This is a genomic window from Duffyella sp. Ts4, assembly GCF_051851875.1.
Classification (GTDB): Bacteria; Pseudomonadota; Gammaproteobacteria; order Enterobacterales; family Enterobacteriaceae; genus Duffyella; species Duffyella gerundensis.
The window spans coordinates 216,452-238,155 of the sequence record NZ_JBLYPN010000004.1 but is presented as its reverse complement, the minus strand read 5'-3'; the positions used below and the strand labels follow the sequence as shown (position 1 = coordinate 238,155).

Annotated in this window: 38 protein-coding genes; 10 read left to right on the top strand and 28 right to left on the bottom strand. The window is 51.5% G+C overall.

Annotated features, from left to right (window positions below):
* Window positions 1-207: 207 nt before the first annotated feature.
* The 28 genes from ACJY2L_RS08955 to ACJY2L_RS08820 form a co-directional block, all read right to left on the bottom strand.
* Window positions 208-1,161 (bottom strand): phage minor head protein, encoded by a 954-nt coding sequence (locus ACJY2L_RS08955; protein WP_439212500.1) that lies wholly within the window; start codon window positions 1,159-1,161, stop codon window positions 208-210.
* Complete coding sequence (locus ACJY2L_RS08950; RefSeq protein WP_439212501.1) at window positions 1,115-2,560, bottom strand: DUF1073 domain-containing protein; 1,446 nt, start codon at window positions 2,558-2,560, stop codon at window positions 1,115-1,117. The genes ACJY2L_RS08955 and ACJY2L_RS08950 overlap by 47 nt, the downstream gene beginning before the upstream one ends.
* An 11-nt stretch (window positions 2,561-2,571) precedes the next feature.
* The gene (locus tag ACJY2L_RS08945) at window positions 2,572-4,044 is read right to left on the bottom strand and encodes a terminase (protein WP_439212502.1); all 1,473 of its coding nucleotides are present in this window, start codon (window positions 4,042-4,044) and stop codon (window positions 2,572-2,574) included.
* Window positions 4,045-4,046: 2 nt separating this feature from the next.
* Window positions 4,047-4,646 (bottom strand): hypothetical protein, encoded by a 600-nt coding sequence (locus ACJY2L_RS08940; RefSeq protein ID WP_439212503.1) that lies wholly within the window; start codon window positions 4,644-4,646, stop codon window positions 4,047-4,049.
* A 422-nt stretch (window positions 4,647-5,068) separates the two neighbouring features.
* On the bottom strand, window positions 5,069-5,587 hold the full coding sequence (locus ACJY2L_RS08935) for a Rha family transcriptional regulator (RefSeq protein WP_439212504.1): 519 nt from the start codon (window positions 5,585-5,587) through the stop codon (window positions 5,069-5,071).
* A gap of 661 nt (window positions 5,588-6,248) precedes the next feature.
* Window positions 6,249-6,377 (bottom strand): hypothetical protein, encoded by a 129-nt coding sequence (locus ACJY2L_RS08930; protein ID WP_439212505.1) that lies wholly within the window; start codon window positions 6,375-6,377, stop codon window positions 6,249-6,251.
* A 4-nt stretch (window positions 6,378-6,381) separates the two neighbouring features.
* Complete coding sequence (locus ACJY2L_RS08925; RefSeq protein WP_439212506.1) at window positions 6,382-6,651, bottom strand: hypothetical protein; 270 nt, start codon at window positions 6,649-6,651, stop codon at window positions 6,382-6,384.
* Complete coding sequence (locus ACJY2L_RS08920) at window positions 6,648-6,905, bottom strand: hypothetical protein (RefSeq protein ID WP_439212507.1); 258 nt, start codon at window positions 6,903-6,905, stop codon at window positions 6,648-6,650. Before ACJY2L_RS08920 ends, ACJY2L_RS08925 begins: the two co-directional genes overlap by 4 nt.
* Window positions 6,905-7,444: a glycoside hydrolase family 108 protein gene (locus ACJY2L_RS08915; RefSeq protein ID WP_439212508.1), complete on the bottom strand. Its 540-nt coding sequence runs from the start codon at window positions 7,442-7,444 to the stop codon at window positions 6,905-6,907. The genes ACJY2L_RS08920 and ACJY2L_RS08915 overlap by 1 nt, the downstream gene beginning before the upstream one ends.
* Window positions 7,441-7,746 (bottom strand): hypothetical protein, encoded by a 306-nt coding sequence (locus ACJY2L_RS08910; RefSeq protein WP_439212509.1) that lies wholly within the window; start codon window positions 7,744-7,746, stop codon window positions 7,441-7,443. Before ACJY2L_RS08910 ends, ACJY2L_RS08915 begins: the two co-directional genes overlap by 4 nt.
* Complete coding sequence (locus ACJY2L_RS08905) at window positions 7,730-8,128, bottom strand: hypothetical protein (protein ID WP_223563943.1); 399 nt, start codon at window positions 8,126-8,128, stop codon at window positions 7,730-7,732. Before ACJY2L_RS08905 ends, ACJY2L_RS08910 begins: the two co-directional genes overlap by 17 nt.
* A gap of 322 nt (window positions 8,129-8,450) precedes the next feature.
* Window positions 8,451-9,065 (bottom strand): hypothetical protein, encoded by a 615-nt coding sequence (locus ACJY2L_RS08900; RefSeq protein ID WP_439212510.1) that lies wholly within the window; start codon window positions 9,063-9,065, stop codon window positions 8,451-8,453.
* Window positions 9,062-9,142 carry a YlcG family protein gene (locus ACJY2L_RS08895; protein WP_439351293.1) on the bottom strand — a complete coding sequence of 27 codons (81 nt, stop codon included), beginning with the start codon at window positions 9,140-9,142 and terminating at the stop codon, window positions 9,062-9,064. Before ACJY2L_RS08895 ends, ACJY2L_RS08900 begins: the two co-directional genes overlap by 4 nt.
* A gap of 35 nt (window positions 9,143-9,177) precedes the next feature.
* Entirely contained in the window at window positions 9,178-9,819 is a 642-nt protein-coding gene (locus ACJY2L_RS08890) for an HNH endonuclease signature motif containing protein (RefSeq protein ID WP_439212512.1), read from the bottom strand.
* Window positions 9,816-10,178, bottom strand: a complete 363-nt coding sequence (locus ACJY2L_RS08885) for a RusA family crossover junction endodeoxyribonuclease (RefSeq protein WP_439212513.1) — start codon at window positions 10,176-10,178, stop codon at window positions 9,816-9,818. Before ACJY2L_RS08885 ends, ACJY2L_RS08890 begins: the two co-directional genes overlap by 4 nt.
* Window positions 10,175-10,465: a DUF1364 domain-containing protein gene (locus ACJY2L_RS08880; protein WP_439212514.1), complete on the bottom strand. Its 291-nt coding sequence runs from the start codon at window positions 10,463-10,465 to the stop codon at window positions 10,175-10,177. Before ACJY2L_RS08880 ends, ACJY2L_RS08885 begins: the two co-directional genes overlap by 4 nt.
* A complete protein-coding gene (locus ACJY2L_RS08875) occupies window positions 10,458-10,640 on the bottom strand; it encodes a hypothetical protein (protein WP_439212515.1) in 183 nt (60 codons plus the stop codon). The genes ACJY2L_RS08880 and ACJY2L_RS08875 overlap by 8 nt, the downstream gene beginning before the upstream one ends.
* An 89-nt stretch (window positions 10,641-10,729) precedes the next feature.
* Window positions 10,730-10,930, bottom strand: a complete 201-nt coding sequence (locus tag ACJY2L_RS08870) for a hypothetical protein (protein ID WP_439212516.1) — start codon at window positions 10,928-10,930, stop codon at window positions 10,730-10,732.
* Entirely contained in the window at window positions 10,905-11,258 is a 354-nt protein-coding gene (locus tag ACJY2L_RS08865) for a hypothetical protein (RefSeq protein WP_439212517.1), read from the bottom strand. Before ACJY2L_RS08865 ends, ACJY2L_RS08870 begins: the two co-directional genes overlap by 26 nt.
* Window positions 11,259-11,260: 2 nt before the next feature.
* On the bottom strand, window positions 11,261-11,716 hold the full coding sequence (locus ACJY2L_RS08860) for a recombination protein NinB (RefSeq protein ID WP_439212518.1): 456 nt from the start codon (window positions 11,714-11,716) through the stop codon (window positions 11,261-11,263).
* A 3-nt stretch (window positions 11,717-11,719) separates the two neighbouring features.
* Window positions 11,720-11,893: a hypothetical protein gene (locus ACJY2L_RS08855; RefSeq protein ID WP_439212519.1), complete on the bottom strand. Its 174-nt coding sequence runs from the start codon at window positions 11,891-11,893 to the stop codon at window positions 11,720-11,722.
* Window positions 11,890-12,093, bottom strand: a complete 204-nt coding sequence (locus ACJY2L_RS08850) for a hypothetical protein (RefSeq protein WP_439212520.1) — start codon at window positions 12,091-12,093, stop codon at window positions 11,890-11,892. Before ACJY2L_RS08850 ends, ACJY2L_RS08855 begins: the two co-directional genes overlap by 4 nt.
* Window positions 12,090-12,245 carry a hypothetical protein gene (locus tag ACJY2L_RS08845; protein ID WP_439212521.1) on the bottom strand — a complete coding sequence of 52 codons (156 nt, stop codon included), beginning with the start codon at window positions 12,243-12,245 and terminating at the stop codon, window positions 12,090-12,092. Before ACJY2L_RS08845 ends, ACJY2L_RS08850 begins: the two co-directional genes overlap by 4 nt.
* Window positions 12,242-12,943 carry a replication protein P gene (locus ACJY2L_RS08840; protein ID WP_439212522.1) on the bottom strand — a complete coding sequence of 234 codons (702 nt, stop codon included), beginning with the start codon at window positions 12,941-12,943 and terminating at the stop codon, window positions 12,242-12,244. The genes ACJY2L_RS08845 and ACJY2L_RS08840 overlap by 4 nt, the downstream gene beginning before the upstream one ends.
* Window positions 12,940-13,854, bottom strand: coding sequence for a replication protein (locus ACJY2L_RS08835; RefSeq protein ID WP_439212523.1), 915 nt, complete (start codon window positions 13,852-13,854; stop codon window positions 12,940-12,942). The genes ACJY2L_RS08840 and ACJY2L_RS08835 overlap by 4 nt, the downstream gene beginning before the upstream one ends.
* Window positions 13,851-14,678 (bottom strand): ParB/RepB/Spo0J family partition protein, encoded by an 828-nt coding sequence (locus tag ACJY2L_RS08830; RefSeq protein WP_439212524.1) that lies wholly within the window; start codon window positions 14,676-14,678, stop codon window positions 13,851-13,853. Before ACJY2L_RS08830 ends, ACJY2L_RS08835 begins: the two co-directional genes overlap by 4 nt.
* A 34-nt stretch (window positions 14,679-14,712) precedes the next feature.
* Window positions 14,713-15,012, bottom strand: a complete 300-nt coding sequence (locus tag ACJY2L_RS08825) for a CII family transcriptional regulator (RefSeq protein WP_439212525.1) — start codon at window positions 15,010-15,012, stop codon at window positions 14,713-14,715.
* 114 nt (window positions 15,013-15,126) lie between these two features.
* Entirely contained in the window at window positions 15,127-15,345 is a 219-nt protein-coding gene (locus ACJY2L_RS08820) for a helix-turn-helix transcriptional regulator (protein WP_439212526.1), read from the bottom strand.
* 108 nt (window positions 15,346-15,453) lie between these two features.
* Between ACJY2L_RS08820 and ACJY2L_RS08815 the strand changes: the two genes are divergently transcribed.
* The 10 genes from ACJY2L_RS08815 (at window position 15,454) to ACJY2L_RS08770 (ending at window position 21,652) form a co-directional block, all read left to right on the top strand.
* A complete protein-coding gene (locus tag ACJY2L_RS08815) occupies window positions 15,454-16,101 on the top strand; it encodes a LexA family protein (protein WP_439212527.1) in 648 nt (215 codons plus the stop codon).
* Window positions 16,102-16,119: 18 nt separating this feature from the next.
* Window positions 16,120-16,332 (top strand): hypothetical protein, encoded by a 213-nt coding sequence (locus tag ACJY2L_RS08810; protein ID WP_439212528.1) that lies wholly within the window; start codon window positions 16,120-16,122, stop codon window positions 16,330-16,332.
* 155 nt (window positions 16,333-16,487) lie between these two features.
* Window positions 16,488-17,660: a ParA family protein gene (locus tag ACJY2L_RS08805; RefSeq protein WP_439212529.1), complete on the top strand. Its 1,173-nt coding sequence runs from the start codon at window positions 16,488-16,490 to the stop codon at window positions 17,658-17,660.
* Between the two features lie 737 nt (window positions 17,661-18,397).
* A complete protein-coding gene (locus tag ACJY2L_RS08800; protein ID WP_439212530.1) occupies window positions 18,398-18,607 on the top strand; it encodes a hypothetical protein in 210 nt (69 codons plus the stop codon).
* Entirely contained in the window at window positions 18,604-18,870 is a 267-nt protein-coding gene (locus tag ACJY2L_RS08795) for a hypothetical protein (protein WP_439212531.1), read from the top strand. Before ACJY2L_RS08800 ends, ACJY2L_RS08795 begins: the two co-directional genes overlap by 4 nt.
* Window positions 18,871-19,239: 369 nt before the next feature.
* Window positions 19,240-19,371, top strand: coding sequence for a protease FtsH-inhibitory lysogeny factor CIII (locus tag ACJY2L_RS08790; protein WP_439212532.1), 132 nt, complete (start codon window positions 19,240-19,242; stop codon window positions 19,369-19,371).
* A 106-nt stretch (window positions 19,372-19,477) separates the two neighbouring features.
* Complete coding sequence (locus tag ACJY2L_RS08785; protein WP_439351292.1) at window positions 19,478-19,627, top strand: hypothetical protein; 150 nt, start codon at window positions 19,478-19,480, stop codon at window positions 19,625-19,627.
* Window positions 19,624-19,938 carry a hypothetical protein gene (locus ACJY2L_RS08780; RefSeq protein ID WP_439212534.1) on the top strand — a complete coding sequence of 105 codons (315 nt, stop codon included), beginning with the start codon at window positions 19,624-19,626 and terminating at the stop codon, window positions 19,936-19,938. Before ACJY2L_RS08785 ends, ACJY2L_RS08780 begins: the two co-directional genes overlap by 4 nt.
* The gene (locus ACJY2L_RS08775) at window positions 19,938-20,756 is read left to right on the top strand and encodes a PD-(D/E)XK nuclease-like domain-containing protein (RefSeq protein ID WP_439212535.1); all 819 of its coding nucleotides are present in this window, start codon (window positions 19,938-19,940) and stop codon (window positions 20,754-20,756) included. Before ACJY2L_RS08780 ends, ACJY2L_RS08775 begins: the two co-directional genes overlap by 1 nt.
* Complete coding sequence (locus ACJY2L_RS08770) at window positions 20,753-21,652, top strand: RecT family recombinase (RefSeq protein WP_439212536.1); 900 nt, start codon at window positions 20,753-20,755, stop codon at window positions 21,650-21,652. The genes ACJY2L_RS08775 and ACJY2L_RS08770 overlap by 4 nt, the downstream gene beginning before the upstream one ends.
* The last annotated feature ends 52 nt before the right edge of the window (window positions 21,653-21,704 follow it).

Genomic DNA, 21,704 nt, shown 5'->3' with positions numbered 1-21,704 from the left:
CCGCACCAGGCGGGTTAGTTTACGATACTGATTGTGGGTCAAGCCCAGCACGGGTAATGATTTCTGTGAGCCTCTCTCTGGCCTCGTCTTCATTATCCCGTTGGGTACTGAATGACTCGCGGCCAACCGTTGCGGTATACCAAGTTTTCCCTTCAATAACTTCTTTATGTAAGTTCATCAATACACCTATAGCACTGGTCAGGAGAGTCAATGCTGCCACTGTTTGCGCTCTGTAGCCAACTTTTCAGCCAAGCCGCTATTAACGATTTTGCCGTCATTGTTGAGAATCACAGGCACGTTACCGCAGTAACAGCGGTATCGATTTCCACTGACTGCGTAGAACGCTTCGACTTCAGCAGTGGTGTAAGTTCTTCCGTGCCTCGCTGCATGCCATGATCGGGTTGTGGGCTTCAGCGCTGACAGCCAGAGAATTGCAGTATTCAGGCCTAACCGTTCCTTTGCCCAATCCGTTTCAAGCCACTGTGCTTTGCGCAGCGCTCCAACCTGCTCGGTCTGTGCGATGTTCTTGGCCTGAGCCATCGACACATCCAGACGCTTGCTGATAATACCGGCAGTTTCTCTCGGGTTAACGCCGCGCCCAATTGAGTCGGACACGACATTAGCCAGGTCGGCACGGGCGGCATCGCTGATGCCCTTCCAGTCGCTGTAGGTGGAGACGTATGCTGCGGCAATCTGGTTCTGATATGCCGGGCTACTCAGCAACTGCGCCAGCGTGGTCTGCTGCTCATAAATCGGAGACTGCACGGAGAGATTGTTGAAAGCCTGTCTGGTGCCGCGTTCATACTCCACGGCCACGTAGCCAAGCGCCCATAGATTCTGGCTGCCACCGTCGAGCAAGTGATCATCGAGAATCAACTGAACTCGCTGCAGCAGGTCGGCCAGTTGCGCGGCCGTCATGTCGTAGATGTAGGTTCCGGCATTCACCTGGTAGATGACATCGCTATAGACAGCATGCGAAGCATTGCCAGCCCGTTCTGAGCCAGTTAAACGCTCATCAAACAACTGCCTGAGCGCTAACTTGATTTGGTAATAGCGACCTTCGATGTCGCGATACATCCGGCCAATCTGACGAGCTGATTGTGTTGGGTCAGCTTTATTGCGCGGTATTACCGGCGTCCGGATTAGCTGCTGGGTTGTCATCTGTCAGCGGGTCCTTATCGATAATCTTCTTGTTAGGGTCTGGTATTGTCGGGGACTTTCTTGGCTCCAGTTCGCCGACTGCCCTTACTTCATTTTCATCGATAGCGGATGCGCCAAATGCCTGCTGTGTTTTCTGAGCTACATCAGCCAGCGCCTGCATATTGGCAATTTTGTCTTTCTCGCTAGGGGCGAGTAAGTCAGACCACGCCAGCGTGACCTCTCCCGATGATGGAGTGGCAATAGCGCCAAGCGTCCAAAGCCGCTCAATAAGGGTTTGAACTACCGAGCTCATAAAGCCCCATCGGCGTCCATTGCAACGCTTCGCCCAGTCTGCTTTATCTTGATCTGATGCGAGGCGCCCGGTTTGCTGACCGAACAGAATGGTGAACGGACACTGAATTGATGCCGCGAACTCATTGGCTGTTACTTCCCATGTTGGCTTAGGATCAGCCGCGGCGACTGAGAGCACTTCGGTTGTGCCTGACTGAGTGACAAGCGCCGAATCCGTGCCCTGATTGAGCTTATTCATTTTGTCATTCATGGCTTCGCCGAGATCTCTATACCCAGCCTCTTTTGCCATAGCTGCAATAGTTGCCATGTCCGTTTTTGAGTCGAAGCTGATGCCAAGTTGTCGGCTGGCATTCTTAAGGAACCCCTCTGCGCTGCCGCCTGACACCTTTTCAAGGTCGAGCAGTTTGTTATAGCCAGCTCGAAGATAAGGAACACCAGAAAGCATGTTCTCATCTTCAGATCCTTCACAGAGGATGATGACCCGATCTGGATGCACCGTAACGCCGCGCACAGGGCCATAAGTGCCGTCATCGCCAACTGGTTGCTCATTGAAGTTGTACGACACTGGCTGACCGTAGGTTTCGGATAGCGTGTCTGTATCGAAGTTGCCGGGCTTAACCTGTGATTCCCATGCCGGGATAAGCTTCACTATCGCCTTATCAGCAAGCCGCCCAACAACAGCCCGGTCAACTGGCTGACTCCACTCCCTGCCATCCCTGAACTGAATCAGGATCGCCGAGTACCGGCCAATTAGGTTGCGTCGGTCTGCATCCTTAATCTTCGGCCAGTGTTTTTTCAGCAGGCGTGTTACATCTTTCTCCCACTGTGTAGTTTCGGTCGATTCTTTATTCTCGCCGCCGTCAATGATGGTTGGATTGTCCACCCAGCAGGAGTCGAGTAGCTTGTGTACGGCAGCATAGCCAACAGCGTTACGCTCATAGGCCCGGTAATAGCGATCGAACTCCAGATTGTCCGGATATCCAAACTCGTCCCATAACTTGGTGCGCTTCGTGTTGCCAGGCTTACCGGAATACATCATGCGCTGGCGCCCTATCTCATGAGCGAGGGCGTTCACAAGGAATTGTTCCCCGTTGCTTAGTTCACTCACTGATGAGCTCCTTAGAAGAATATTGCGCCGGTCTGTTTGTGATTCGTTTTCGCCACAGCAAAGTAGCGGAACGCATCAGCGCCGTGCGATGTGAAGTCGTGCAAAGGCTTGTCTTTCCAGCATCCTCGCTTGTCATCCCACTCCTTGCGATATCCCTCAAGATGAGAGATTCCCTGCTCACATTTGGACGCGTCAAAGGCGCACTTAGGGAGGATTTCACGCACGGAGTCTATGCCGGTATCTACGCCTAGCTTTGGCGCGACCTTGAAGCGGATTGAATAAACCTGACCGTCGATTTCAAAGCCTTCTGCAGCTATCTGCTTGCGGCTCTTGCCATCACCGGCAAACTCACGGTTATCGATATCGTGAGGAGCCCAATGGTCACCATACTCATAGCCGCGGTCTTTCAGTACCTTCATGTAATGCCGCAGGCCTTCACCTGAGTTTTCGTAGTAGTCGATAACGTGGAACTCTTCACCAACCTCTCGCACGAACCAGATAGCCGTTGAGTCGCCTACCCCGATATCCCAGAAGGTGTGAACCAGCTGATGAGAGTTATCAGGCAGCTCACCAACACGCTTATTGGTGTAGAGCTTGCGGAACTGTTTGGCATAATAGGCGCCCTCAACCGACTGCTGAAACGCCTCTGCCGGTATCGACGGATATTCACGCTTCATGTCATCGCCGAGCGTCTTCTCTTTGGCGTAATACCAGGCTCTCTGGCGCTCGTTGGTCGCCACCCCATGCTTCGCCTCAATGTCAGCGAAATAATCGCTCAGGCGCTGCGGTATTGGCTCAACGGGGTCGATTGCATAAAGGGGATTCTTCCACCACGAGAAGAAGAAAAACTTCCAGTCGAGGCTGCTGAGCTGCTTGCCCTGAAGCTGAGCCTTTTCAGCAGACTGACAGTAATCGAAAAAGTAGCCAGCCCGGCCTTCTGCTGTGCTTTCAATCGTCGTGAAACAGTCGCCTGATACAGCCTCAAAGGCACCGGTGACAATCTCACGAGCTTTATCCGGGAACTTGGCGCATATCTTTCCGAATTCTGAAACATGGAGATAGCGAAGTGTGCCCCCGCGGAAAGACGTGCTGATATAGAGTGAGCCGCCCTTCTTAAATACCAGTTCACCAGAAGCATCATTGCTTGCAGGGTTAGCCGCCTTGATTTCATCAGGGATGCGGTCATAGGCGTATTTAATCTTCTCGCGGAAAAGGCGCTTGGCGTCGTTCAGGGTATGGGCGATCAGCGCGCACTTTGCGGCTTCAAACAAAGCGGCGTCGAGCTGGATAATGCAGACTTCAGTCGTAAAGCCTAACTGGCGCGCCTTCAGGATGATGTTGCGGGTGTGCATGCCCTCGAAGTATTCGAGCTGCTCCGGCGTCATCTGGAATCGTACCGGCTTGCCTTCTTTGTCAGTTATCCAGTAGAGGTGATTCAGGCGCCATAACTTATCTCGCAACAACTTGAGATGTTCAGGCTTCATGCTCACCCCTTCGCGAGATCGTCCATCAGGTCAGAAAGTTTCTTCGATGCGTCATCACCGGCGGGGCCGTCAATGTCGTATGCCTGACGCTCCAGGCCAATGAGTGTTTTCAGTGTGTCGGAGAGGTCTTTCATCGACTTCACCCTCCCCGGCATGCTGATAACCTTGTGATAGATTTCGTTGAGCTTGTCATAGCCCTTATCATCAGGCTCAAACATCAGATCGCCCAACTGATGCAACGCCCCTACATCAGCGCATTCGGCTTCGAGTTCACCAAACAGCGAACTGGCAATATTGCGTGCGCGCCGAATGTCTCCGCGATGTTCCATACGAACAGTGGCAATAACCTCAGCGTTAGCCTCAATCAGTATCCGTTCGTTGGTAGCCGTTTCAATGGATACCTGAGTGGATACCTCACGTTTGGATACCAGCGCATCTGCCTTGGCTTTTATCTTCGCCTTTAAATCTCGCTCCCACCCATCACGCTTAGCTCGTTTATTGATAGCGCCATGCGTAATGCCGTGCTGGGATGCGATTTCACGGATGGACAACAAGCCAGCACGGTAAGCCGACTCGATGGCCTCCCAATCTGGTGTTGCCATATTCACTCCAATAAAAAACCGCCCGGAGGCGGCTTGCGGATAACTTGGTTTTACTTATCGCACTGCACTTGAAAGGGTGAGAGAAGTGTTTGTGCAATCAGACGATTCAACAGTATTGATTGTCCTGTCTAGGCGAACCATACATTTTTCGACTGTTAAACCACCACGCCCATCGCTGCTGATATTTGTAACGAATGGACCAGCCTTGCTTGAACAGCCAGCCATTACAACTGTCGACAATACTAAGCACGCAGCTAAATACTTGTTCATTTTCATTTCCCAGTTTCAATAATATTGATTCTTTATCGGCTCTTGGAAAATAAACTTGATAGGCTATTTCACAGCGTGGCTAACCGTTAACAGGAGGGATGTTCATGGCAGTAAACATCATCAGGCGCACTCGTAAATGCACCTTGTGATGGTCACTTTGGTAACCCGGGGATGGTAATCTGTGCCTGCTGCTCCAGCCTTTCAATCCTTGCCATAAGTTGAGGCTTTTTCACGCGCCCCCATCGGTTGAGCAATCTGCCAGACATGCTGGCAACATCCTTTTCTTTCATCAGCTCAAGCATCAGTTCGTTATGCTCTCGCTGATAGGAGTGAGCCAGCTCCATCAGCTTCTCGCGCATCCAGTTGAAGGCCTTGATAAACGCCTCTTTGATGGCTGCAGCCTTCTTGCCGGTGAATGACATGATGATGTACATTGCGCCGTCTTTTGAGATTTCATACTCAACATACTGATTACCCTTATGCTCATAGGTAACCCGCGAAAAGTTGCTGGTTAGAAATTCATCTGAGCAGTCGAGTTTTTCAATCTTCTGAATGATGTGATGGTGCTGCTTATCGAAATACGCTGCTACCTTGCGGGAGGTTGTGATCACACGATCGCCAGACACGGCTACCATGTCCCGAAAGTCGAGAGTTGCTAACTGATTATTCATTGCGATTACCTTTTAGAAAGATGAGCCTGTTCGCACAGAAAAGCCGCCCCGAGATGGTCGCCACCATATACGGCAGTTCTCAGGCTCAGCTTTCTGAAAGACTCGGGAGTGATATGCGCTGCGACGCGCGTGGTTTACTGCGGACATAAAAAAGCCCCGCACAATGACGAGGCTGATGTTGCTCTGTTAGCTGGAGTGAATCTTCTTGGGGTTCGTCATGCTGTATAAAAAAGCAAATCAAAGTAAGTGCTGACAGGAAGGAGTTGGCGGTATGTAACCTTCTATCATTTCAAAACAAAGCGGACACGGCCGCGCCTTTTCAATTAATACTTGTGCTGTTTTAAATGCATCACGCTCATGATAGAACGTGCCAAGGAAGAGCCTTTTATCCTTTGGCGGCAGAGACTCACAACCCTGAACGTGTACGAAGGCCGCTCCATTTTGCTGTGGAATACGTGAAAGATAGTAATATCTGGGCATTGTAAAAAAATTGGTCCATTTTAATAAAAGCGGCACATATTTACTCAGTTACGCCAAGATTTAACGCTGTTCATCCCTATCAATATTATCGATTAATCCTATGATTTATTTACACAAATAAAAGGATTAATGCTTCAACTTAAATAAAATAATTAATATATAATTCCTAAAAAATAATTGACTACACGTCACAAATAGCCTTCCACGCCTTGTTGTGAACCAGAATGGCGCGCTTGGTGCGCTCATCCATCGAGAGGATATCGGCTTCAGTCAGGTAGATGGGCTTCACCCACTGGCATGACGTGTCCACAACCTCAGTCCTTATTGAGCCATTCTGAGCGCAGCTCGTCATCAACAGCACTGCCAGGCATGCGGGAAACAGTTTCCTGTACATCAGCTGCTCCTTTCGTCACTTCACTCTGGCGCTGGTTAGCTGCCTTTATGGAATCGATGGTAGCCTGAGTCTCACGCTCATCAGCGGCCTGCTCTGCTTTAGCCTTGCCTTTGGAGTGGCCGACGCCGAAAGCAGTCATTACCGCGGCGATGATTACGCCAATGATGCCGAGGATGTATTCAAAGCTCATGGTTTCGCTCCGGTATCGATGTTGGCTTCAATCTTCTGCTGCTGAATGTCTTTGTCGGTGGCAATTTTCTTGTTGATGATGTTGGCACCAACGGCGACACCGAAATAAGCCGTGAACATCCATTCACTCAGCTCCAGCTTGTAGCCGTACCATGCAATAACGCCGGAACTCACAAGGAAGGCGATCAGCTGCGTCCACTTACTCAGGCTTTGCTTTCCGTCACCAACGCTTTTAACGATGTCTGCCAGCGCCATCAGATTTCCACCCTTTCAAACCATCCGTAGGTGAATGTTTCATTGGTCTCGCGAGCTTCGGAAAGCGAAATGTACCGCTCACCCTGCAGGCTGTTTAATGCTTTGAGTATCACCTTTTCACCCGCTTCCTTACGACCGGACAGGAAGGATTTCAAAGCGGAGAGAGTGCGCGGGCCGATCTGACCATCTGCGATGATGTCCGGGTAAAGCTTTCCCTGATTGTTGAATACGTTCAGGGCGCGCTGCAGGAACTTGGCGGCCACGGCTGGCCCCATGTTCACGCCGGTATCGGCCAGTTCGATAGCGATAAGGCCACTGATGGAATCAACCTGATCGAAGCGCGGCCCTTTCCAGTAATCAGCCTCAAGAATCTGAAGCGCCTGATTGCGGGTAAGGTCTCGCATGTCACCGGTGTAGCCGTGAGCACGCGCTACCGCCTGAGTTATTCCCCAGTTGGTCGGGCCGCCTTTATCGTTCGGGTTGTTTACATAGCCGCCTTCTTTGCCGAGGATCGAATTGAAAATGTCGTCTTTGGTCATTTCGCTTCGTCCTCTTTAACGACCTGCTTCACCTGAGCGGCGGTTTTGTTTGCTGTGCGGTCTGGTAGTGAGCTCATCTGCTGCTGAAGGGAGGCAACCTGATTAGCCAGGCTGGCTACCTTTGCATCGCGGCGTTCGGCCACCTTGCGGTAGTCGTTGCGGATGTCTTCAATACGGTTGTTGGCGTCATTGGTGACGTAAACAAACATGCAGGTCATGGCAACGCAGATGAGTGTCATCAGGGTAAGAACGCCGCCGACTATCAGGCTGCGTTTGTGATTCTGGTTAGCGTTGTTCGTCATCGCTGTGGGTCTCCATTTTCGCAATCAGCCGATCTATCTCGGTTCTGAATCGCTCATTTCCGACAGCGGTACTGGCCTCAGACATCGCAAGGAGGATGCTCAGGGCGTTTTTAATCAGCTTCAGGTCAGTCTCAAGAGTCGATATGCGGCGCAGGTTACGGTCGTGCCGCTCGCGCAACTCATCATTTTCTTCGCGGAGAATGGCGTTGCTCTCTTTCAGCAACTGCACCTGCTCTTTGTAATTGGAGATTATCTCTCCGCCAGCGCGATTGCTTATGCCGAGAGAGACAAGGCTGGCCGCTAATGGTTTCCAGAGAACTGCCACTGCGCCGCCGCCAAATAAGAGGCCGAGCACGCCTGTGATTATGCTGCTTTCACCCATGAGCTACCTCGCGGGCTACTGATTGTGTGTTTTTCATGGCCGTCTCCGGCGTAACCCGGATAGTCCGGCTTCATGCTGTGAAGGAAAAAACGCCTGCTGCCGCCGGTAAAATCCAGGAAGACCCGTTGGAGCGGCAGAGGCGAAAGACGTAAAAAAGGCCGCTCTGATGGCGACCTTATAAATTTGGTGGATTGTAGAAACGAGAAAGCCCCGGCGTTAACCGAGGCTTTAATTGTGTTGCTCAACTACTTGTGTCACGAGCATATCAGAAATGTACCAGGTGCCCGTCTCGTTTTCAAATTATTTTTGCATGTTTTTGCATTTAAGCTGCAATTTTGTGATTTATCCCATTCAGTTCGCGCATTATCGCGTGATATACGGATGCCTCAAGTAGGTCTCGGCACCACCGGATTCGCTTTCGGCTGGATTCAACATGAATCCCTGTCAGTCGCGACAGCTCATAGGCGATGTCTTGCGCGCACTTGCGCTCGCAATAGTATTTAATGGCTACATGGCGGATCGGATTAGCCGGTTCAAACAGCCTGCAGATTACAGCTTCCACAATGTCGGCATCTTCCTGTTCGTTGGCGCGGTCGAGAAGATTGCTGACTGAGTTTTGAGGGTTAATGAGCTGCTGAGCTTTGATAAACAGCTCATTGCCCTTGTATCCCTGCTTATGCAGGTTATCGACAACTTCCAGTATCCGTTCCGATTCCCGGTCATTCCATTCCTTGCGTATCATCAGGCGCCCTATCACGCTCGACTTGCCGCTGTCTGGGCCTACTGAGCCGCCGTACTTCTCTCCCCATACATCCAGCAGGCATCGCACCCAAGCAGATTGCAGCGGGGTGATTAGCTTGACCGGCTTCAGGTATCGCTTCTTAAGGTCAGATTTACGCATCACCTGTGCGAGCTGGGCTAAGGCGTCGTTGTTCATGCGGCTCTCCCCATTATCTTGGCTGTATTTTTCAGGATTCGGTAGTCAACCAGCAGCGTGTTGCGTGATTTGAACATGCGAAGGAACCGCCATTGCTTCTTGAGATAATCGGTCATGCAGCCTCCGATGGTTTTGGCCCTTGGTACTCGCCGTACAGCAAGGCTCTTGCCTTCGCCTTGGTGCTGCGATGCGTTACCTTTTCTCCGAATAGCGCCTGCTCCACCGTCATCCCTTTTTTTAGTCTGAGCACTACTGTGTTGCCGGCTACTCTGACTCTAGGGTCTCTGGCCCACTCAGTTGCTGTCATAGTTACCCCTTCAAAAGTGATTGCATGCCGACGCTTCACCGTGTGCTGTGGTATATGAACCCGCGACCTCATTGTGTTGCATGCCCGACATAAAACCCTCAGGTTGCCTGGTTCGTTGTTGTCGACGGAATCATCAATGTGATCGATGTGTGCGGTTTTCCAGTTCACTGATTTTGAACATAGTTCGCATGGAGGAAGACTTTCACCGTGACGGTCGTAAACAACCTTTCGGTGCTCGTATACCGACCCGTTAGCCATTGCGAGCGGGTGGTCAGGAAGGAAAAGCATTTGATAGCCTTTAGCGTTGTGCGAGCGAGGCTGGCGCTTACCTTTTTTAGTAAGTTCGTATGTGCCATAGCGCATCATCCTGAAGTAGTGCATCTGGCATATTCCTTTCCCCGGATAGTGCTTGCACTCACGGCCACACCCTTCAACTTTGCATTTCATACAGCCTCCATCTCGGTGATGATGATTTCCAGCCTGCCGCCCTTGACCACTTCGCAACGAACCATGCGCACGTCATCAATCAGGCTGTCGTCAGCTATGACTCCTGCCTGGGTGAGTGAGTCGAGGGGGGCTTTGAAGAGGTTGTCTAGGTCACGCCGGGCGCGAGTAGGTGGATATGCGAGAATTTTTACTTTCAGCCTGCCGGCCAGTTGGAATTGATGATTTGCTTCGGTGATTTGCTTAATGACTGCGGAGGTGTATTCCCTTCCCTTTTTGCTTTTGATTTTCCTGCCGCGAAACACTGAGAAAAGATGATTATTTCCGGGCGGCCAGGGTAGGTCTATTCGGTATTCATTCATCGCTTCACCTTTCCTTCCCTCAGCAACGCATCCTGTGTCCGTATAATGCCTTCCAGGTGGGCGATACGCGCCTCAGTGACATCACAGCGGCGTGTGCGCCTGTCTATCTCATCATGGCGACCTGAGCAGGCCCATGCGCCAAACAGGTCATCTGGTTTCATGCCAGTACCGCAAATGCCAACCATCCGGTAATGCGCGAGTACGACTGTCTCAGGGTTTCCATTGCATATGCCCGGCAGCCTGACTTGGCATTCCCTGCCCCGCGCCTCTTTGCGTAAGTTAGCCATCACTTTCTCCTGTCATGTCGAAGTTCGGATCGAGGAGTAGCCACAGGTCGAGGCATGAGCCACAAGCGTAAACTTCGGTAGCCAGCAACTGAGCACCACAGCCAGCGCAGGCAGAAACAGATAGCTCTCCATCGCCAGTAGGCTGACTTGATCTGACCTCGTTCGGATTCTTCATAGATATAATCCTGCTCACACGGCTCGCAAGAGCTGCCGTAGTTGTGCTTGTCTTCAGTGGTGAGGGTTGCGTGACAACGGCAGCAGCGATCAGCGCCAGATGTGGTTTTCATATGTTTTATCCCTCCTTGGCTCAAAGTTACTTTCAGGCAGCAGCGCGCTGACCAGCCAGAGGCGGGGGTCGGTAGCGAGAGTCTTTTGGGTTTGAATGTTGCGGGCGGCATATCGGGAGATGAGGACTTCGGCTGTTTCGGCGTCTACGGGGTCATGAACGAACCAGGATAGCTTCATGGTTCCTCCTTGCGCCAGCTATCATGTTGTTGAACTCGACCAGTGCTGAAGTGGAGCGGCATTGTTCAACGACACCATCCTTTCGCAATGCCACCTCTTCCTCATAGCTCTCACCAAATTTCGGATCAACAGCGGCCAGCTGATACTGATAGCCATTGTTTCCCGGTGCCTTTCTGCGCCGAATCACGCCTGAGCGATATGCTCTGGAAAGCGCCTGCTGCGCTGCTTTCTCTGTCATCCGCTTTCTCGTAAAGCACTTGTGAACCTCACGGGAGGTCATGGAGGGCTGCTTTCTTAAAGCGCGCATCAGTATTTCATCAGAATGCATGGTTAACTCCTGTTCTGTTCGCCCCACCGCTGAGCCCATTCGAGCTCAAGCCGGGACTCATCGCTAAATTTCACGTTTTGTTCTGTACCGAACCAGTAGATTGCCTCGATAACCTCAACCATCTCGCTTACGCGCATCTTGCTTGTCCGTGACCCGAACATGACTACCCCGCCGCCTATTGCCGGTGCGGTGCGCTGTTCCTGCTTTTTGGTTTTTGCTACCAGGGCGGTTATCAAATCCTTCCAGTCTTCCGGGCTGTACTTCTGACCGAACCATTCCACCTGGCGGGAAAGGTCGTGAAGCAAAGGCCAGAGCTTTCGGTTCTGATCGCCTGATCGCTTGCGTTCCTGGATGATTATTTCGAGAGGGCGTTTCGGGTCTGGCTGGAGGGTTTTGATGGCTTCGATACAGTTCTGCTGAATGTTCCTGCTATGCAACAGGTACGTTTGTTTCTCCACTGGCTACCTCCCGGTGGCTGTCTCCGCGATTTTTTCAAGGTGATATTCAGCCTTGGCGATCACTTCGCTGATAACCAGGTGACTGTGGCCGCCCAATGTCAGAACCCGCAACAGCACAAGTGCGTCATGTACCTGCCTGTGGTGATCGGGGCGTTTTAATGGGATTACGTTGTTCATGAATTATCCTGATTGCTGTTTAAAGTTTGATTGGCTAGCTCGTCCATGGTGGCGATCGCTTCCACGGCCAGCATTTGAATAGCGCTCAGACTTTCTGCTGATGCTTCACGCTTTCGGGCAATGTCGATGATTGCCAGCGTCAGATTGCGCGCCTGACGCATTGCGGGCTGCTCAATGACCATCTGAATAACCTGTGTCATACCGCCCCCGATTCCAGACCTGACTGCCAGAAGAAAAACGCGCGGTTCACGACCTCAGAGGCATAACCCAGGTAGGTGCGGGTCATGTCGTGCCGGTCGCCGTACATGCTGCGGTAGAGCCGTTCAAACCGGCTGCGCTGAGCGTCACTCATGATGCCCTCCGTTTCAGGCCGAACCGGCTGCGAATCTCCGCGATTTTATCCAGCCCCTTGTCATTGCTGAGCGGGAGGTGCAGGTGTGGAATCTGCCTGCGCGGAGGAGGAATGACCTCACCTGACTCAATACGGCGCGCCATCTTGCGCAGCTCGTCAGCCAGTCGCTTACGGCATTCGCCATCGGACAGGTTGAACGATCGCATCTGGTTGAATACCGCCGTTACGATGTGAAAACAGGCCGGGCTTTCCCACGGAAATTCCTCGCTGCTGTCGTAGATGCCACGGTCACGGCAGAAAAGCCGGAACATGTCATACAGCGCTTCCTCATCCGGCAAGCCTGCGGCATGGTAATCGCCCTGCCTGCACCACTCGATGAACTGGCCGGGTGATGGCAGAAACGGTGAGCCGTTAGCGCGGGCCTGCTTCATACCGGCTGACAGCTGCTGCTTGTTGCTGATGCCGTTCTCGGCGAAGGCGGCGATCCACTGACGTTTTGCTGCGGCCTCGTCGGCGGGGTTTCGCCATGCGGTGCTGACCGACGCGGGAAATACCTGCTTAAGGTTGGCGAACAGCGCATCAACCAGACGTTCAACGCCCTCATGCACGCCGCGCTCGACAGGCTGCGGGCCTTCGCCTGCGATGCGGGACAGTGCGCCAGCGTCGCGGCTCTGAATTGCTGCTACAAGGTTTCTCATATGAAATCGTTCTCCCATGCTGTGCGGCTGTTCCAGTGCTCAGCGGGCTGCTGAAGCGCTGGCGTTCTGTTGCGGCCCGGCTGGCTCATCTGCGCCTTCAGCGTCTGCCACTTGGCGCGCAGCTTTGCAGGACTGAGGATGTTGGTCTGCCAGAAGTGATCGACATTGGCCCACCTGAAGGTTTCGCAGATTTCCTGATGCGTCACCTCCAGTGAACCTCTCATCAGCCGGATGTCATTTGCCCAGGCGGGCCAGTTAGGTTGCTGAGCTGTTGGAGCGATGCCCTGCACCTTTCCGAAAATCCACTCTGCGGCTTTCAGGTCATCAGCGGTTCCCCACTTGTCGCCTTTCGGTGAGTGGACAGCAGCTTCAGGACGAACAGCAGGAAGTGTCTTCAGGGGTGTGTCGGAGGATTCGCCAGAATTCTCTGACGTAGTGTTTTTATTACTGTTCTTGTTCTTGTATTGGGTGGCTACCGTTTCCGGTAAGAGTTTTTCCGTTTTCGGTAACCTTTTTACCGTTTTCGGTAATTTTCTTACCGTTTCCGGTTTGTCTAAAATCCATGCAGAAAGCTCAGTATTTACGCCGACTAATTTCATCCCACCCTGCTTCTGGCTGAAGATAATTTTTCGTTCGGCGAGAGCTTTAAGGGAGTTGGAAACGTGCGTGTCGTCCAGGCCCGTAAGCTCGGCGATCACCGTATTCGTCACCCTGTCCTGTTTTTTATTCCATCCGTAGGTAAGCCATATCACCGCTTCAAAACACTGCCACTCACGCCCGGATAATCTCAGGCGTGGCTTAAGCTTCTGAATCTCGTTGGCGACCTTGGTGTACCCGTTGGACAGGTCGGCCATGTGACCTCCTGTTTGCTCGGTTTTTTTAGGGAAGCTGATAACGGTGGCGAGACTCATGACTCCTCCACTTCAGCAGATATTCCGGCGCGGTAATCGGCCAGAATGCGGTTGATTTCTGAATCGGTCCCCTCAGTCAGTCGAAGCGTCCCGAAGCCATCCTCATGCAGGTAATCAGCGCCAACCAACAGCTCTGCCAGGCGACGTGCCTTGGCCGCGCTGAACTGCGGTATTGCAGCAGAGCGCGTCAACTTCGTTTTGCCAGCGGCTTTGGCCTTCTCCATCTGAACCTGCGCCACGGCTTCCGCTTTCGGGCCATGCTCACGTGAGAGCGCCACCGCCGTTGTCGGTGCCACCTCTCCAGATTTGACCATTGCGAGCAGGCCGTCGCCGCACTCCAGCAGCTGAAGGTGCTGATCGACATCCGCGGTTGAGCGCTTCACCTTTTTGGCAATCTCAGCGGGCGTCCAGCCCTGATTCAGAAGGCGCTGATAGGCAGCTGCACGCTCCAGAGGAGACAGCGCCTTACCCTGTGAACTGGTGACCATGTAGGCGATGCGATCCGCCTCTGAACCGGCGAAGTCCTTGCACTCAAGGCGGGCGATTTCATGCCCCGCCTCAGATGCCATTTTCGCGCCGTAATAGCGGTGGTGGCCGTCGATAATCTTGATGCCCTGCTCAGTAACCTGAACCGCCAGCGGCGGCACAAACTCACCGGCAATGAACGCATCGCGGAATTCAGCAACGTGCTCCTGGTCGATTTCACGGACGTTGTAGCCCGGCTCGACATACATCTCGGCAAGCGGCACCAGAAAGGTTTTCTTAACCGTTGTTTCCGTGCCGTTTTTCTCTTTAGCCTTGTAAAGCGATAATAAAGAACTCATAATTACTCCTGTGATTTGATCCAGTCATTTCGCATCAGGCCTCGAAGCTGTTGACGCAGCTCGGGGCTTTTTCTTTGATAAGCAGTTGCTCAATGCGCAACAAACTCTTTGCCACCTCTGACTCCGGCGACACCACTTCCAGATATGCCATTGCCAGACTCATCATCTGGAAGAAGCTGTACTTCTGCATTCCTGACGGTCGCTTCATGCGACTCACTGCTGCCTCGTTAAGTCCAAGCACTTCCGCCAGTTGTCCCTGTCCACGTTCAGCCAGTTTGTTCAGTAACTGACTTTCAATCTCTCTCGCTTTTTTGCGATAGCTTGCAATTTCCATGATTTAAAATTCCTGTCGTTGAATAAGTTGCGTGACATTGCGGTGAGCAAGTCACTTGGGTTTTGCCCCGGCATTTCGGCTGGAGCGGCGCATGTTTTTAAAGAGCGGTGTTACTTAAGCAGCTTTATCTTTAGATGGCGGAAACACTTCGTCTAAAGAACATTTGCAGCCCAGTTTCTTTAAACCTTCAATGATGGAGCGGCAGTCATTGAGGCTTGGAGTACGGATGTTCAGCTCATAGTTGGCAATGCGTGATTGACCCCAACCGATAGCTGAAGCAAGAACAGCCTGCGAAACTCCGATTTTCTTTCGCTGCTGAGCAATGTTGTTCATTGCATTCTCCATAGCGTTAAACACAACACCATTACACACAAAATGTGATTAACAGTCAACCTCAATTCGTGTACGGAGTGCAATCACGAACCGTGGTAAATTTGATGGATGAAAACAATGCATGAATTAATAGGGGAAAGGATTAAATCCCTACGTGAAGCAAAAGGACTTAGCCAAGTACAGTTAGCCAAACTTTGTGGTTGGGCGGCTCCATCTCGTCTAGGGAATTATGAGTTAGGAACGCGTAAGGTAAGCGCTGATGACGCGGTAATTCTAGGCGCGGCTTTGGGTGTATCACCATCCAAAATTATGTTTGGTGATGAGTCCGATTCTGTCTTTAAACAATATGATTACCCTCTTTTCGCTCATGTTCAGGCAGGGCCTTTTTCAGAGGTTGGAAGCTATACAGCTACGGATGCTAAGGCATGGATTGCAACTACTAAAAAAGCCAGCGATAAAGCTTTTTGGCTTGAAGTCAAAGGTCACTCAATGACTGCCCCACAAGGTGTGCGCCCGAGCTTTCCGGAGGGGATGCTAATCCTGATTGACCCGGCTGAACCTGTAGAAACTGGAGATTTTTGTGTTGCATCAGCTAATGGCGACACAGAAGCTACATTCAAAAAGTACGAGCTTGATGGTGGAGTTAGCTATCTGGTCCCGCTAAACCCCGCATACAGGATTCTGGATTGCGATCACAGTTGTCGCATCATTGGGAAGGTAGTTAAAGCTCAGTGGCCGGAAGAGACTTTTCTTTAATACCCCACAGGAGTAGCTATGGACGACGCAGATCTTGCTCAGGAACGTGAAGAAGCCGCCATTTCAGAAGCTTTGTCAGCACGTCAGCCAGGACTAAAGAGTCCAAATGGCATGTGCATCTGGTGTAAGGAGGAGCCAGTGGTTCCCGATACGGCATTCTGTTCTGCTGATTGCGGTGAGGACTACTTCAAGCATAAGCGCGAGATGAAGCAGCGCATCAATAGTGAGTAGTGGCCGGAAGAGACTTTTGAGTGATTTGAGTTAGTTAAAGTTTTATCGACAGTTGCCGATGATTTACACACAGCGCCAGCCAAGCTATAGACTTGGTAGCATCCAATTTTATTCAGGGAATAAAGAAGCTAAGGCCTCTGACTAAGGAAAATCAAATGGAAGGTGATAAATCTTTAACGTACAATATCAGTGAGAATCAAGGCAAAGGATCAGATAAATTGGCAAGTCTAATTTCACTTTTTAACCACAAGGGCGGTGTTAGTAAAACAACAACCGTTTTCCATTTAGGTTGGAAAATGGCCAATCTTGGTAAGCGTGTACTTGTGGTTGACGCTGATCCTCAATGTAATCTTACAGGGCTAACATTAGGTTTGGACGACTACGATTCGCTTGTTCGATTCTATGATAGCAAGCAAAATACGGATATATTTAACAGCTTAGCTCCCGAGTTTTCATTAGAAGGCGCAGCTCACTCTCCATTAAGTGCAACTTCAATAACTCCTACTAAAAATGATAACCTTTTTATACTGGCAGGTAATATTCGATTTTCCGAGCTTGATACTCAAATAGCTACAGCTATGACTAGTAGCAATACACTGCCTGTTTTGAGAAAGTTTGTTGGGGCTTTTAATACCCTCATTCGCAAGATGGCCTCAGAACACGATATCGATATTGTACTCATTGATATGAGCCCAAGTGTTTCATCAACAAATCAATGTATTTTGATGAGCTCTGATTATTTTTTAGTTCCAGTATCTCCAGATTTTTATTGCTATCAAGCCATTGATTCCCTTAGTAATGTTTTACCCAAATGGGCGCAAGAGATTACTCCGTTTAAAAAAGGCGGTAATTCTCCCCTACCGTCCTTAAACCCGAAAATGCTTGGGTTTATAACTCAGAACTATAGAATTTACACTACAATAAATCAGAACGCTGTAGAAGAAAAAGATCAACCTAAACAAATGTCAAGAGCATATAGCGATTGGCTGGACAGGATTAAAGAAGTTGCCAATAGAAGGCTAGTTCCTGCGTTAGAGGCATCTTCAATGATGATTAAGAAAGAATACTTTACGGAATCAGTAACCCATGATGCACCTTACCATCTCGGTGGCGTACAAAACTTTAGTGGCCTGATACCTGTATCGCAAAAATTATCCAAACCAATTTTTGCACTTAATAAAGAAGATGGTAATTGGTCGGGTGCTAGATGGATGTGGGAAAAAGATGGTAAAGAAAATGGTATCAAAGTTAATATTGAAGAAGCTGACAGAGTTTATCAAGGGTTAGCCAAGTCAGTGTTGAACATGATTGAGTTGGATAAAAAATAAACTTACCCTTCAACCTAGTCACCGCGCCGGGTTATTGATGTCTATCATACTAATAGCCCGCCTCCGAGCGGGCTTTTTTGTGCCTGCGGGGTACACAGGTAAGCTGGGGTCACTCTAAAGTAAATGCATACGTTGCCGATAGTATTTTATGCCTAGGGAGCATGGGGAACTTAAAAACTGCATAATTGCTCTAATTGATGTTTAGCCTGCGTTAGCAGGCTTTTTTTTGCCTGTAATTCATCGCCTACGCTTGTTGTCTGCGCTACAGCCACTAACTTTAGATGCTACCGGCATGCAAGGTGCTCCTACCATTGAGCTTGCCAGTAGATAGCTAACACCACGCTTTGCCCGCTACCCTCCCCGGATGGCGGGCTTTTTTGTGCCCGCAAATCACTGCAAAAAATAAATCCACATTTAAATCATACACGTATCGTGTGATAGTAATTTTATACACAAAACGTGATTGACCATCAAATCACAATATGTGAATATCATATCCATCAGCAGGACGCACTGACCGGCAGGAAGCCGATGCTCTTTAACATTGATGGGATATGCCTTCGCAGAGATGCGGGGGGCCAAAGTGCAGTTGGCTTTGGGAAATGGTGACCGAGCCTAAAAGTAACGCGGATTGCTTCTCAGAGCATGAGCGAATCGGGATGGCAGTCGGCGCAGCTGAGACCAGAGCCACAATGTCACGTTCATCATTTCACCTAAGCCAATTAACGGAGGTACTTATGAATAAGCAGCAATTCAAAGCGATGCGTAGTGAGTATCGCCAGCGTGCAGGTCTTTATGTTCGCAACGGCCGGCGCGCCCTTTTCGGCGATCTTTTGGAAGAAATGCCCCTGATGGTTAGGTGCCTACCGAGTGACCGGCCTGTATCAGTTGGTGTCTGGCTAAAGCTGCACGACATGCGTCGCGCCAAAGAAGGAGTAGCAGCATGACAATCGTAATGACCATTCTGGCCTCTGATAACGCCAGAAATCGCCGCAGAGCAAAACGTGCAGCAGAACGTGAGCAGGCCGCTGAAGATGTGCGACTGGCTCGCAAGATTGCCACAGCAGCTGCTGGTTGCAGCTTAAACGTAGCCAGAGCAACCAGCGCTCCCTCTCTGCGGGATAAGCATGAGAGCACATCAGTGTGTTTGCCTAAGATTGCATTATTCAACGCGGGTTACCGCAAATCAGAAACAGTTACAGCGAGGTAGTCATGAACAGAAACGCCTATTACGCCAGTGAATGCCGCGCAGCGGTCCTTGAGTACCGCCGGTCAGCGGTTCGTCATCGCGACAGTGAAATCCTGCGTCCTTGCTATTTACAGCTTGCCTGGAAGAACCGGCGACAGGCTCGCGAGTACGCACTGAAGGCTGCCTGATGGCAGCCTTATTAATTGTCAGTGATAAGCCATTGGGTGACACCGCAAGCCGTATTCGCTGAGTGGGGCTGACGGTGCATTCCGCACCAAACTCGCTTTTGCTGTAAGGCAGAAGAGAAACAACGAATGTGAATTGAACCAGTTGCCACCCATTGCGGTGGCTTTTTTTTGACTCAAATAAACCGAATTAAGGATACCCACGATGAACTATGCCATCGCGGGCGGGGCCATCGTGGATTCCGCCCAGTTTGACGAATCACTTCTCGACGTTATCACCCGCCGCCTCCGCACTGGCTGGCGCACCCTTCTCAACTTACTGGAGAGCCAGCCATGAAGATTAGCTATTTCAAACGGGCGCAGCAGCTTTGTCGTGAAGCGCAGCTGTACAGCGATAAAGCGAAGTGGGCCATGGCGATGCAACTGTTGCGGAGGGCATGCCAGTGATGACCTGCAACCCAGCAGATGCTTACCAGCGCCAGCAGCAGGAAGCAGAACGCCAGCGCCGGGAGAAGGAAGAGCGCGATCGCCTGGCGGATAACGATTTCATTCGGGCGCTGTTCGAGATGATTAACGTGGGAGTGAAGAAATGAAACTCAGCATCAGGGACAACAAAGAGATTGAGGCCATCATCGCCAGCCTCTCCGAGGGTGATAAAGAAATCATCGCTGAAGAGGTTGAGCGCCTGGCTGAAATGAAGTGCGCCAATCCGGTTATGGCTGCTGTTAGTGGCTACCAGCCGTCGGAGTTCACTGCACTGGCCTGCGAGTGGCTGGATGAATCAGACGTTGATTATCAGGTGAAGGTGAGCGAGGTGTTGTGGGATTTGCTTACCTTTCGGGTCACGCGTGAATACGCACTCAATATTTTCCGCAGCCGTCACAGCTTTGACGAGGTGGCCTGATGGAACCCGGCGTCTATTTCGATATCAGCAATGAGGCTTATCACTCTGGGCCCGGCATCAGCAAATCACAGCTGGATGATATCGCCATCAACCCGGCCATCTTCCAGTGGCGAAAGCTGGCACCCGAGGACGACGAGAAGAAGGCTGCGCTGGATATGGGAAGCGCCCTGCACTGCGTTCTGCTGGAGCCGCATGAGTTTGATAAGCGGTTCATTGTTGCTCCTGAATTCAACCGGCGCACCACACAAGGAAAGGTGGATGAGAAAGCTTTCATGGACGACTGCGCCGGGTGCGGCATGACGGTGATGGATGCCGAACAGGGACGCAAGCTGAAGCTGATGCGCGCCAGCGCCCTCGCCCACCCCGCCGCACGCTGGCTACTTGAGGCTGAAGGCCACTGCGAAGCCTCAATATTCTGGAACGACGATGAGACGGGCGAGCTGTGCCGCATCCGGCCAGACAAATTCCTCAGCTCTCAGCCTGTAGTTGTGGACGTGAAAAAGGTAGCGGATATGTCCCGCTTTGCCCGCCACGTTGAGGAGTTCCGCTATCACGTGCAGGACGCCTACTACCGCGAGGGATTCAGCCGGCAGTACGGGGAGTATCCCCTTTTCGTTTTTATCGCCGTCAGCGAGTCGATCGACTGCGGCCGCTACCCGGTACGTGTCTTCCAGCTTGGCGAAGATGATGTGCAGGTTGGTTATGACCTGTTCCGGCGCGACCTCAACACCTATCACGAATGTCTGGCTTCGGGTAACTGGGGCGGGATTGAAGAAATTACGCGCCCTGACTGGGCCAAAAGAAAGGACTACTCATGAGCAACGAAATTATGCACCCGCCGGTCAACGAGGCCGATACCAAAGCCGCCATCTTCAGCCCTACCGGCCTGCAGAAGCTTCAGGCGTTTGCCGAGGTTATGGCGCAGGGCAAAGCAACCGTGCCCGCTCACCTTGCCGGTAAGCCTGCCGACTGCCTGGCTATCGCATTGCAGGCCGCGCAGTGGGGAATGAATCCTTACGCCGTGGCGCAGAAAACGCATCTGGTAAACGGTGTGCTGGGCTATGAGGCGCAGCTGGTCAACGCGGTTATTACCAGTTCCACCGCCGTGCAGGGCCGGTTCAAATACGACTACGGCGGCGACTGGGGCAAGTTCAAGCCGGGCGTGGCAAATGCCGCCAATGAAAAAGGCCTGTTTGTTCGCGTCGGGGCCGTGCTGCGCGGTGAAACGGAAATCACCTGGGGCGAACCGCTGTATATGGAGTTCGTCACCACCCGCAACTCGCCGCTGTGGAAAACCGCACCGAAGCAGCAGCTGGCGTATCTGGCCGTTAAATACTGGGCGCGCCTCTACTGCCCGGACGTAATCCTCGGTGTTTACTCACCGGACGAATTTGAGCAGCAGGAGCGCGCAGAACGCGACGTTACTCCGGCCCGCTCCCGACATGACCTGAACAACCTGATCAACAGCAAGCCTGAGCAGAAGGCAGCAGAGCGTGAGCTGAACACCGTGCAGGAAGAGAAGCCACAGCGTACTCCTGATGAGTTACTGACTGACTTTACTGAAGCTGCAGGCAAGGCTGCTGGTCTGGCGGAGTTGGACAGGTTCTATAAGTATGCCGCGCAGAAGCTGGCAAGTGACGGTGACTGTCTTGACCGGGCGACGGATGTTTATCAGATCCGCAAAGTTGAGATCGAAGAAGCAGCGCAGGGCTAACCATCATATGCGGTGTTAATCGCCGCAGATTATCAGACATAAACTACGGCGG

What these genes read in the sequence shown, in the direction of transcription:
- ACJY2L_RS08955 (WP_439212500.1), bottom strand. Translation starts at nt 1,161, where the DNA reads ATGACAACCCAGCAGCTAATCCGGACGCCGGTAATACCGCGCAATAAA.
- ACJY2L_RS08945 (WP_439212502.1), bottom strand. Translation starts at nt 4,044, where the DNA reads ATGAAGCCTGAACATCTCAAGTTGTTGCGAGATAAGTTATGGCGCCTG.
- ACJY2L_RS08940 (WP_439212503.1), bottom strand. Translation starts at nt 4,646, where the DNA reads ATGGCAACACCAGATTGGGAGGCCATCGAGTCGGCTTACCGTGCTGGC.
- ACJY2L_RS08935 (WP_439212504.1), bottom strand. Translation starts at nt 5,587, where the DNA reads ATGAATAATCAGTTAGCAACTCTCGACTTTCGGGACATGGTAGCCGTG.
- ACJY2L_RS08925 (WP_439212506.1), bottom strand. Translation starts at nt 6,651, where the DNA reads ATGAGCTTTGAATACATCCTCGGCATCATTGGCGTAATCATCGCCGCG.
- ACJY2L_RS08920 (WP_439212507.1), bottom strand. Translation starts at nt 6,905, where the DNA reads ATGGCGCTGGCAGACATCGTTAAAAGCGTTGGTGACGGAAAGCAAAGC.
- ACJY2L_RS08915 (WP_439212508.1), bottom strand. Translation starts at nt 7,444, where the DNA reads ATGACCAAAGACGACATTTTCAATTCGATCCTCGGCAAAGAAGGCGGC.
- ACJY2L_RS08910 (WP_439212509.1), bottom strand. Translation starts at nt 7,746, where the DNA reads ATGACGAACAACGCTAACCAGAATCACAAACGCAGCCTGATAGTCGGC.
- ACJY2L_RS08905 (WP_223563943.1), bottom strand. Translation starts at nt 8,128, where the DNA reads ATGGGTGAAAGCAGCATAATCACAGGCGTGCTCGGCCTCTTATTTGGC.
- ACJY2L_RS08900 (WP_439212510.1), bottom strand. Translation starts at nt 9,065, where the DNA reads ATGAACAACGACGCCTTAGCCCAGCTCGCACAGGTGATGCGTAAATCT.
- ACJY2L_RS08895 (WP_439351293.1), bottom strand. Translation starts at nt 9,142, where the DNA reads ATGTTCAAATCACGCAACACGCTGCTGGTTGACTACCGAATCCTGAAA.
- ACJY2L_RS08890 (WP_439212512.1), bottom strand. Translation starts at nt 9,819, where the DNA reads ATGAAATGCAAAGTTGAAGGGTGTGGCCGTGAGTGCAAGCACTATCCG.
- ACJY2L_RS08885 (WP_439212513.1), bottom strand. Translation starts at nt 10,178, where the DNA reads ATGAATGAATACCGAATAGACCTACCCTGGCCGCCCGGAAATAATCAT.
- ACJY2L_RS08880 (WP_439212514.1), bottom strand. Translation starts at nt 10,465, where the DNA reads ATGGCTAACTTACGCAAAGAGGCGCGGGGCAGGGAATGCCAAGTCAGG.
- ACJY2L_RS08875 (WP_439212515.1), bottom strand. Translation starts at nt 10,640, where the DNA reads ATGAAGAATCCGAACGAGGTCAGATCAAGTCAGCCTACTGGCGATGGA.
- ACJY2L_RS08870 (WP_439212516.1), bottom strand. Translation starts at nt 10,930, where the DNA reads ATGAAGCTATCCTGGTTCGTTCATGACCCCGTAGACGCCGAAACAGCC.
- ACJY2L_RS08865 (WP_439212517.1), bottom strand. Translation starts at nt 11,258, where the DNA reads ATGCATTCTGATGAAATACTGATGCGCGCTTTAAGAAAGCAGCCCTCC.
- ACJY2L_RS08855 (WP_439212519.1), bottom strand. Translation starts at nt 11,893, where the DNA reads ATGAACAACGTAATCCCATTAAAACGCCCCGATCACCACAGGCAGGTA.
- ACJY2L_RS08850 (WP_439212520.1), bottom strand. Translation starts at nt 12,093, where the DNA reads ATGACACAGGTTATTCAGATGGTCATTGAGCAGCCCGCAATGCGTCAG.
- ACJY2L_RS08845 (WP_439212521.1), bottom strand. Translation starts at nt 12,245, where the DNA reads ATGAGTGACGCTCAGCGCAGCCGGTTTGAACGGCTCTACCGCAGCATG.
- ACJY2L_RS08840 (WP_439212522.1), bottom strand. Translation starts at nt 12,943, where the DNA reads ATGAGAAACCTTGTAGCAGCAATTCAGAGCCGCGACGCTGGCGCACTG.
- ACJY2L_RS08835 (WP_439212523.1), bottom strand. Translation starts at nt 13,854, where the DNA reads ATGAGTCTCGCCACCGTTATCAGCTTCCCTAAAAAAACCGAGCAAACA.
- ACJY2L_RS08830 (WP_439212524.1), bottom strand. Translation starts at nt 14,678, where the DNA reads ATGAGTTCTTTATTATCGCTTTACAAGGCTAAAGAGAAAAACGGCACG.
- ACJY2L_RS08825 (WP_439212525.1), bottom strand. Translation starts at nt 15,012, where the DNA reads ATGGAAATTGCAAGCTATCGCAAAAAAGCGAGAGAGATTGAAAGTCAG.
- ACJY2L_RS08820 (WP_439212526.1), bottom strand. Translation starts at nt 15,345, where the DNA reads ATGAACAACATTGCTCAGCAGCGAAAGAAAATCGGAGTTTCGCAGGCT.
- ACJY2L_RS08815 (WP_439212527.1), top strand. Translation starts at nt 15,454, where the DNA reads ATGAAAACAATGCATGAATTAATAGGGGAAAGGATTAAATCCCTACGT.
- ACJY2L_RS08810 (WP_439212528.1), top strand. Translation starts at nt 16,120, where the DNA reads ATGGACGACGCAGATCTTGCTCAGGAACGTGAAGAAGCCGCCATTTCA.
- ACJY2L_RS08805 (WP_439212529.1), top strand. Translation starts at nt 16,488, where the DNA reads ATGGAAGGTGATAAATCTTTAACGTACAATATCAGTGAGAATCAAGGC.
- ACJY2L_RS08800 (WP_439212530.1), top strand. Translation starts at nt 18,398, where the DNA reads ATGAATAAGCAGCAATTCAAAGCGATGCGTAGTGAGTATCGCCAGCGT.
- ACJY2L_RS08795 (WP_439212531.1), top strand. Translation starts at nt 18,604, where the DNA reads ATGACAATCGTAATGACCATTCTGGCCTCTGATAACGCCAGAAATCGC.
- ACJY2L_RS08790 (WP_439212532.1), top strand. Translation starts at nt 19,240, where the DNA reads ATGAACTATGCCATCGCGGGCGGGGCCATCGTGGATTCCGCCCAGTTT.
- ACJY2L_RS08780 (WP_439212534.1), top strand. Translation starts at nt 19,624, where the DNA reads ATGAAACTCAGCATCAGGGACAACAAAGAGATTGAGGCCATCATCGCC.
- ACJY2L_RS08775 (WP_439212535.1), top strand. Translation starts at nt 19,938, where the DNA reads ATGGAACCCGGCGTCTATTTCGATATCAGCAATGAGGCTTATCACTCT.
- ACJY2L_RS08770 (WP_439212536.1), top strand. Translation starts at nt 20,753, where the DNA reads ATGAGCAACGAAATTATGCACCCGCCGGTCAACGAGGCCGATACCAAA.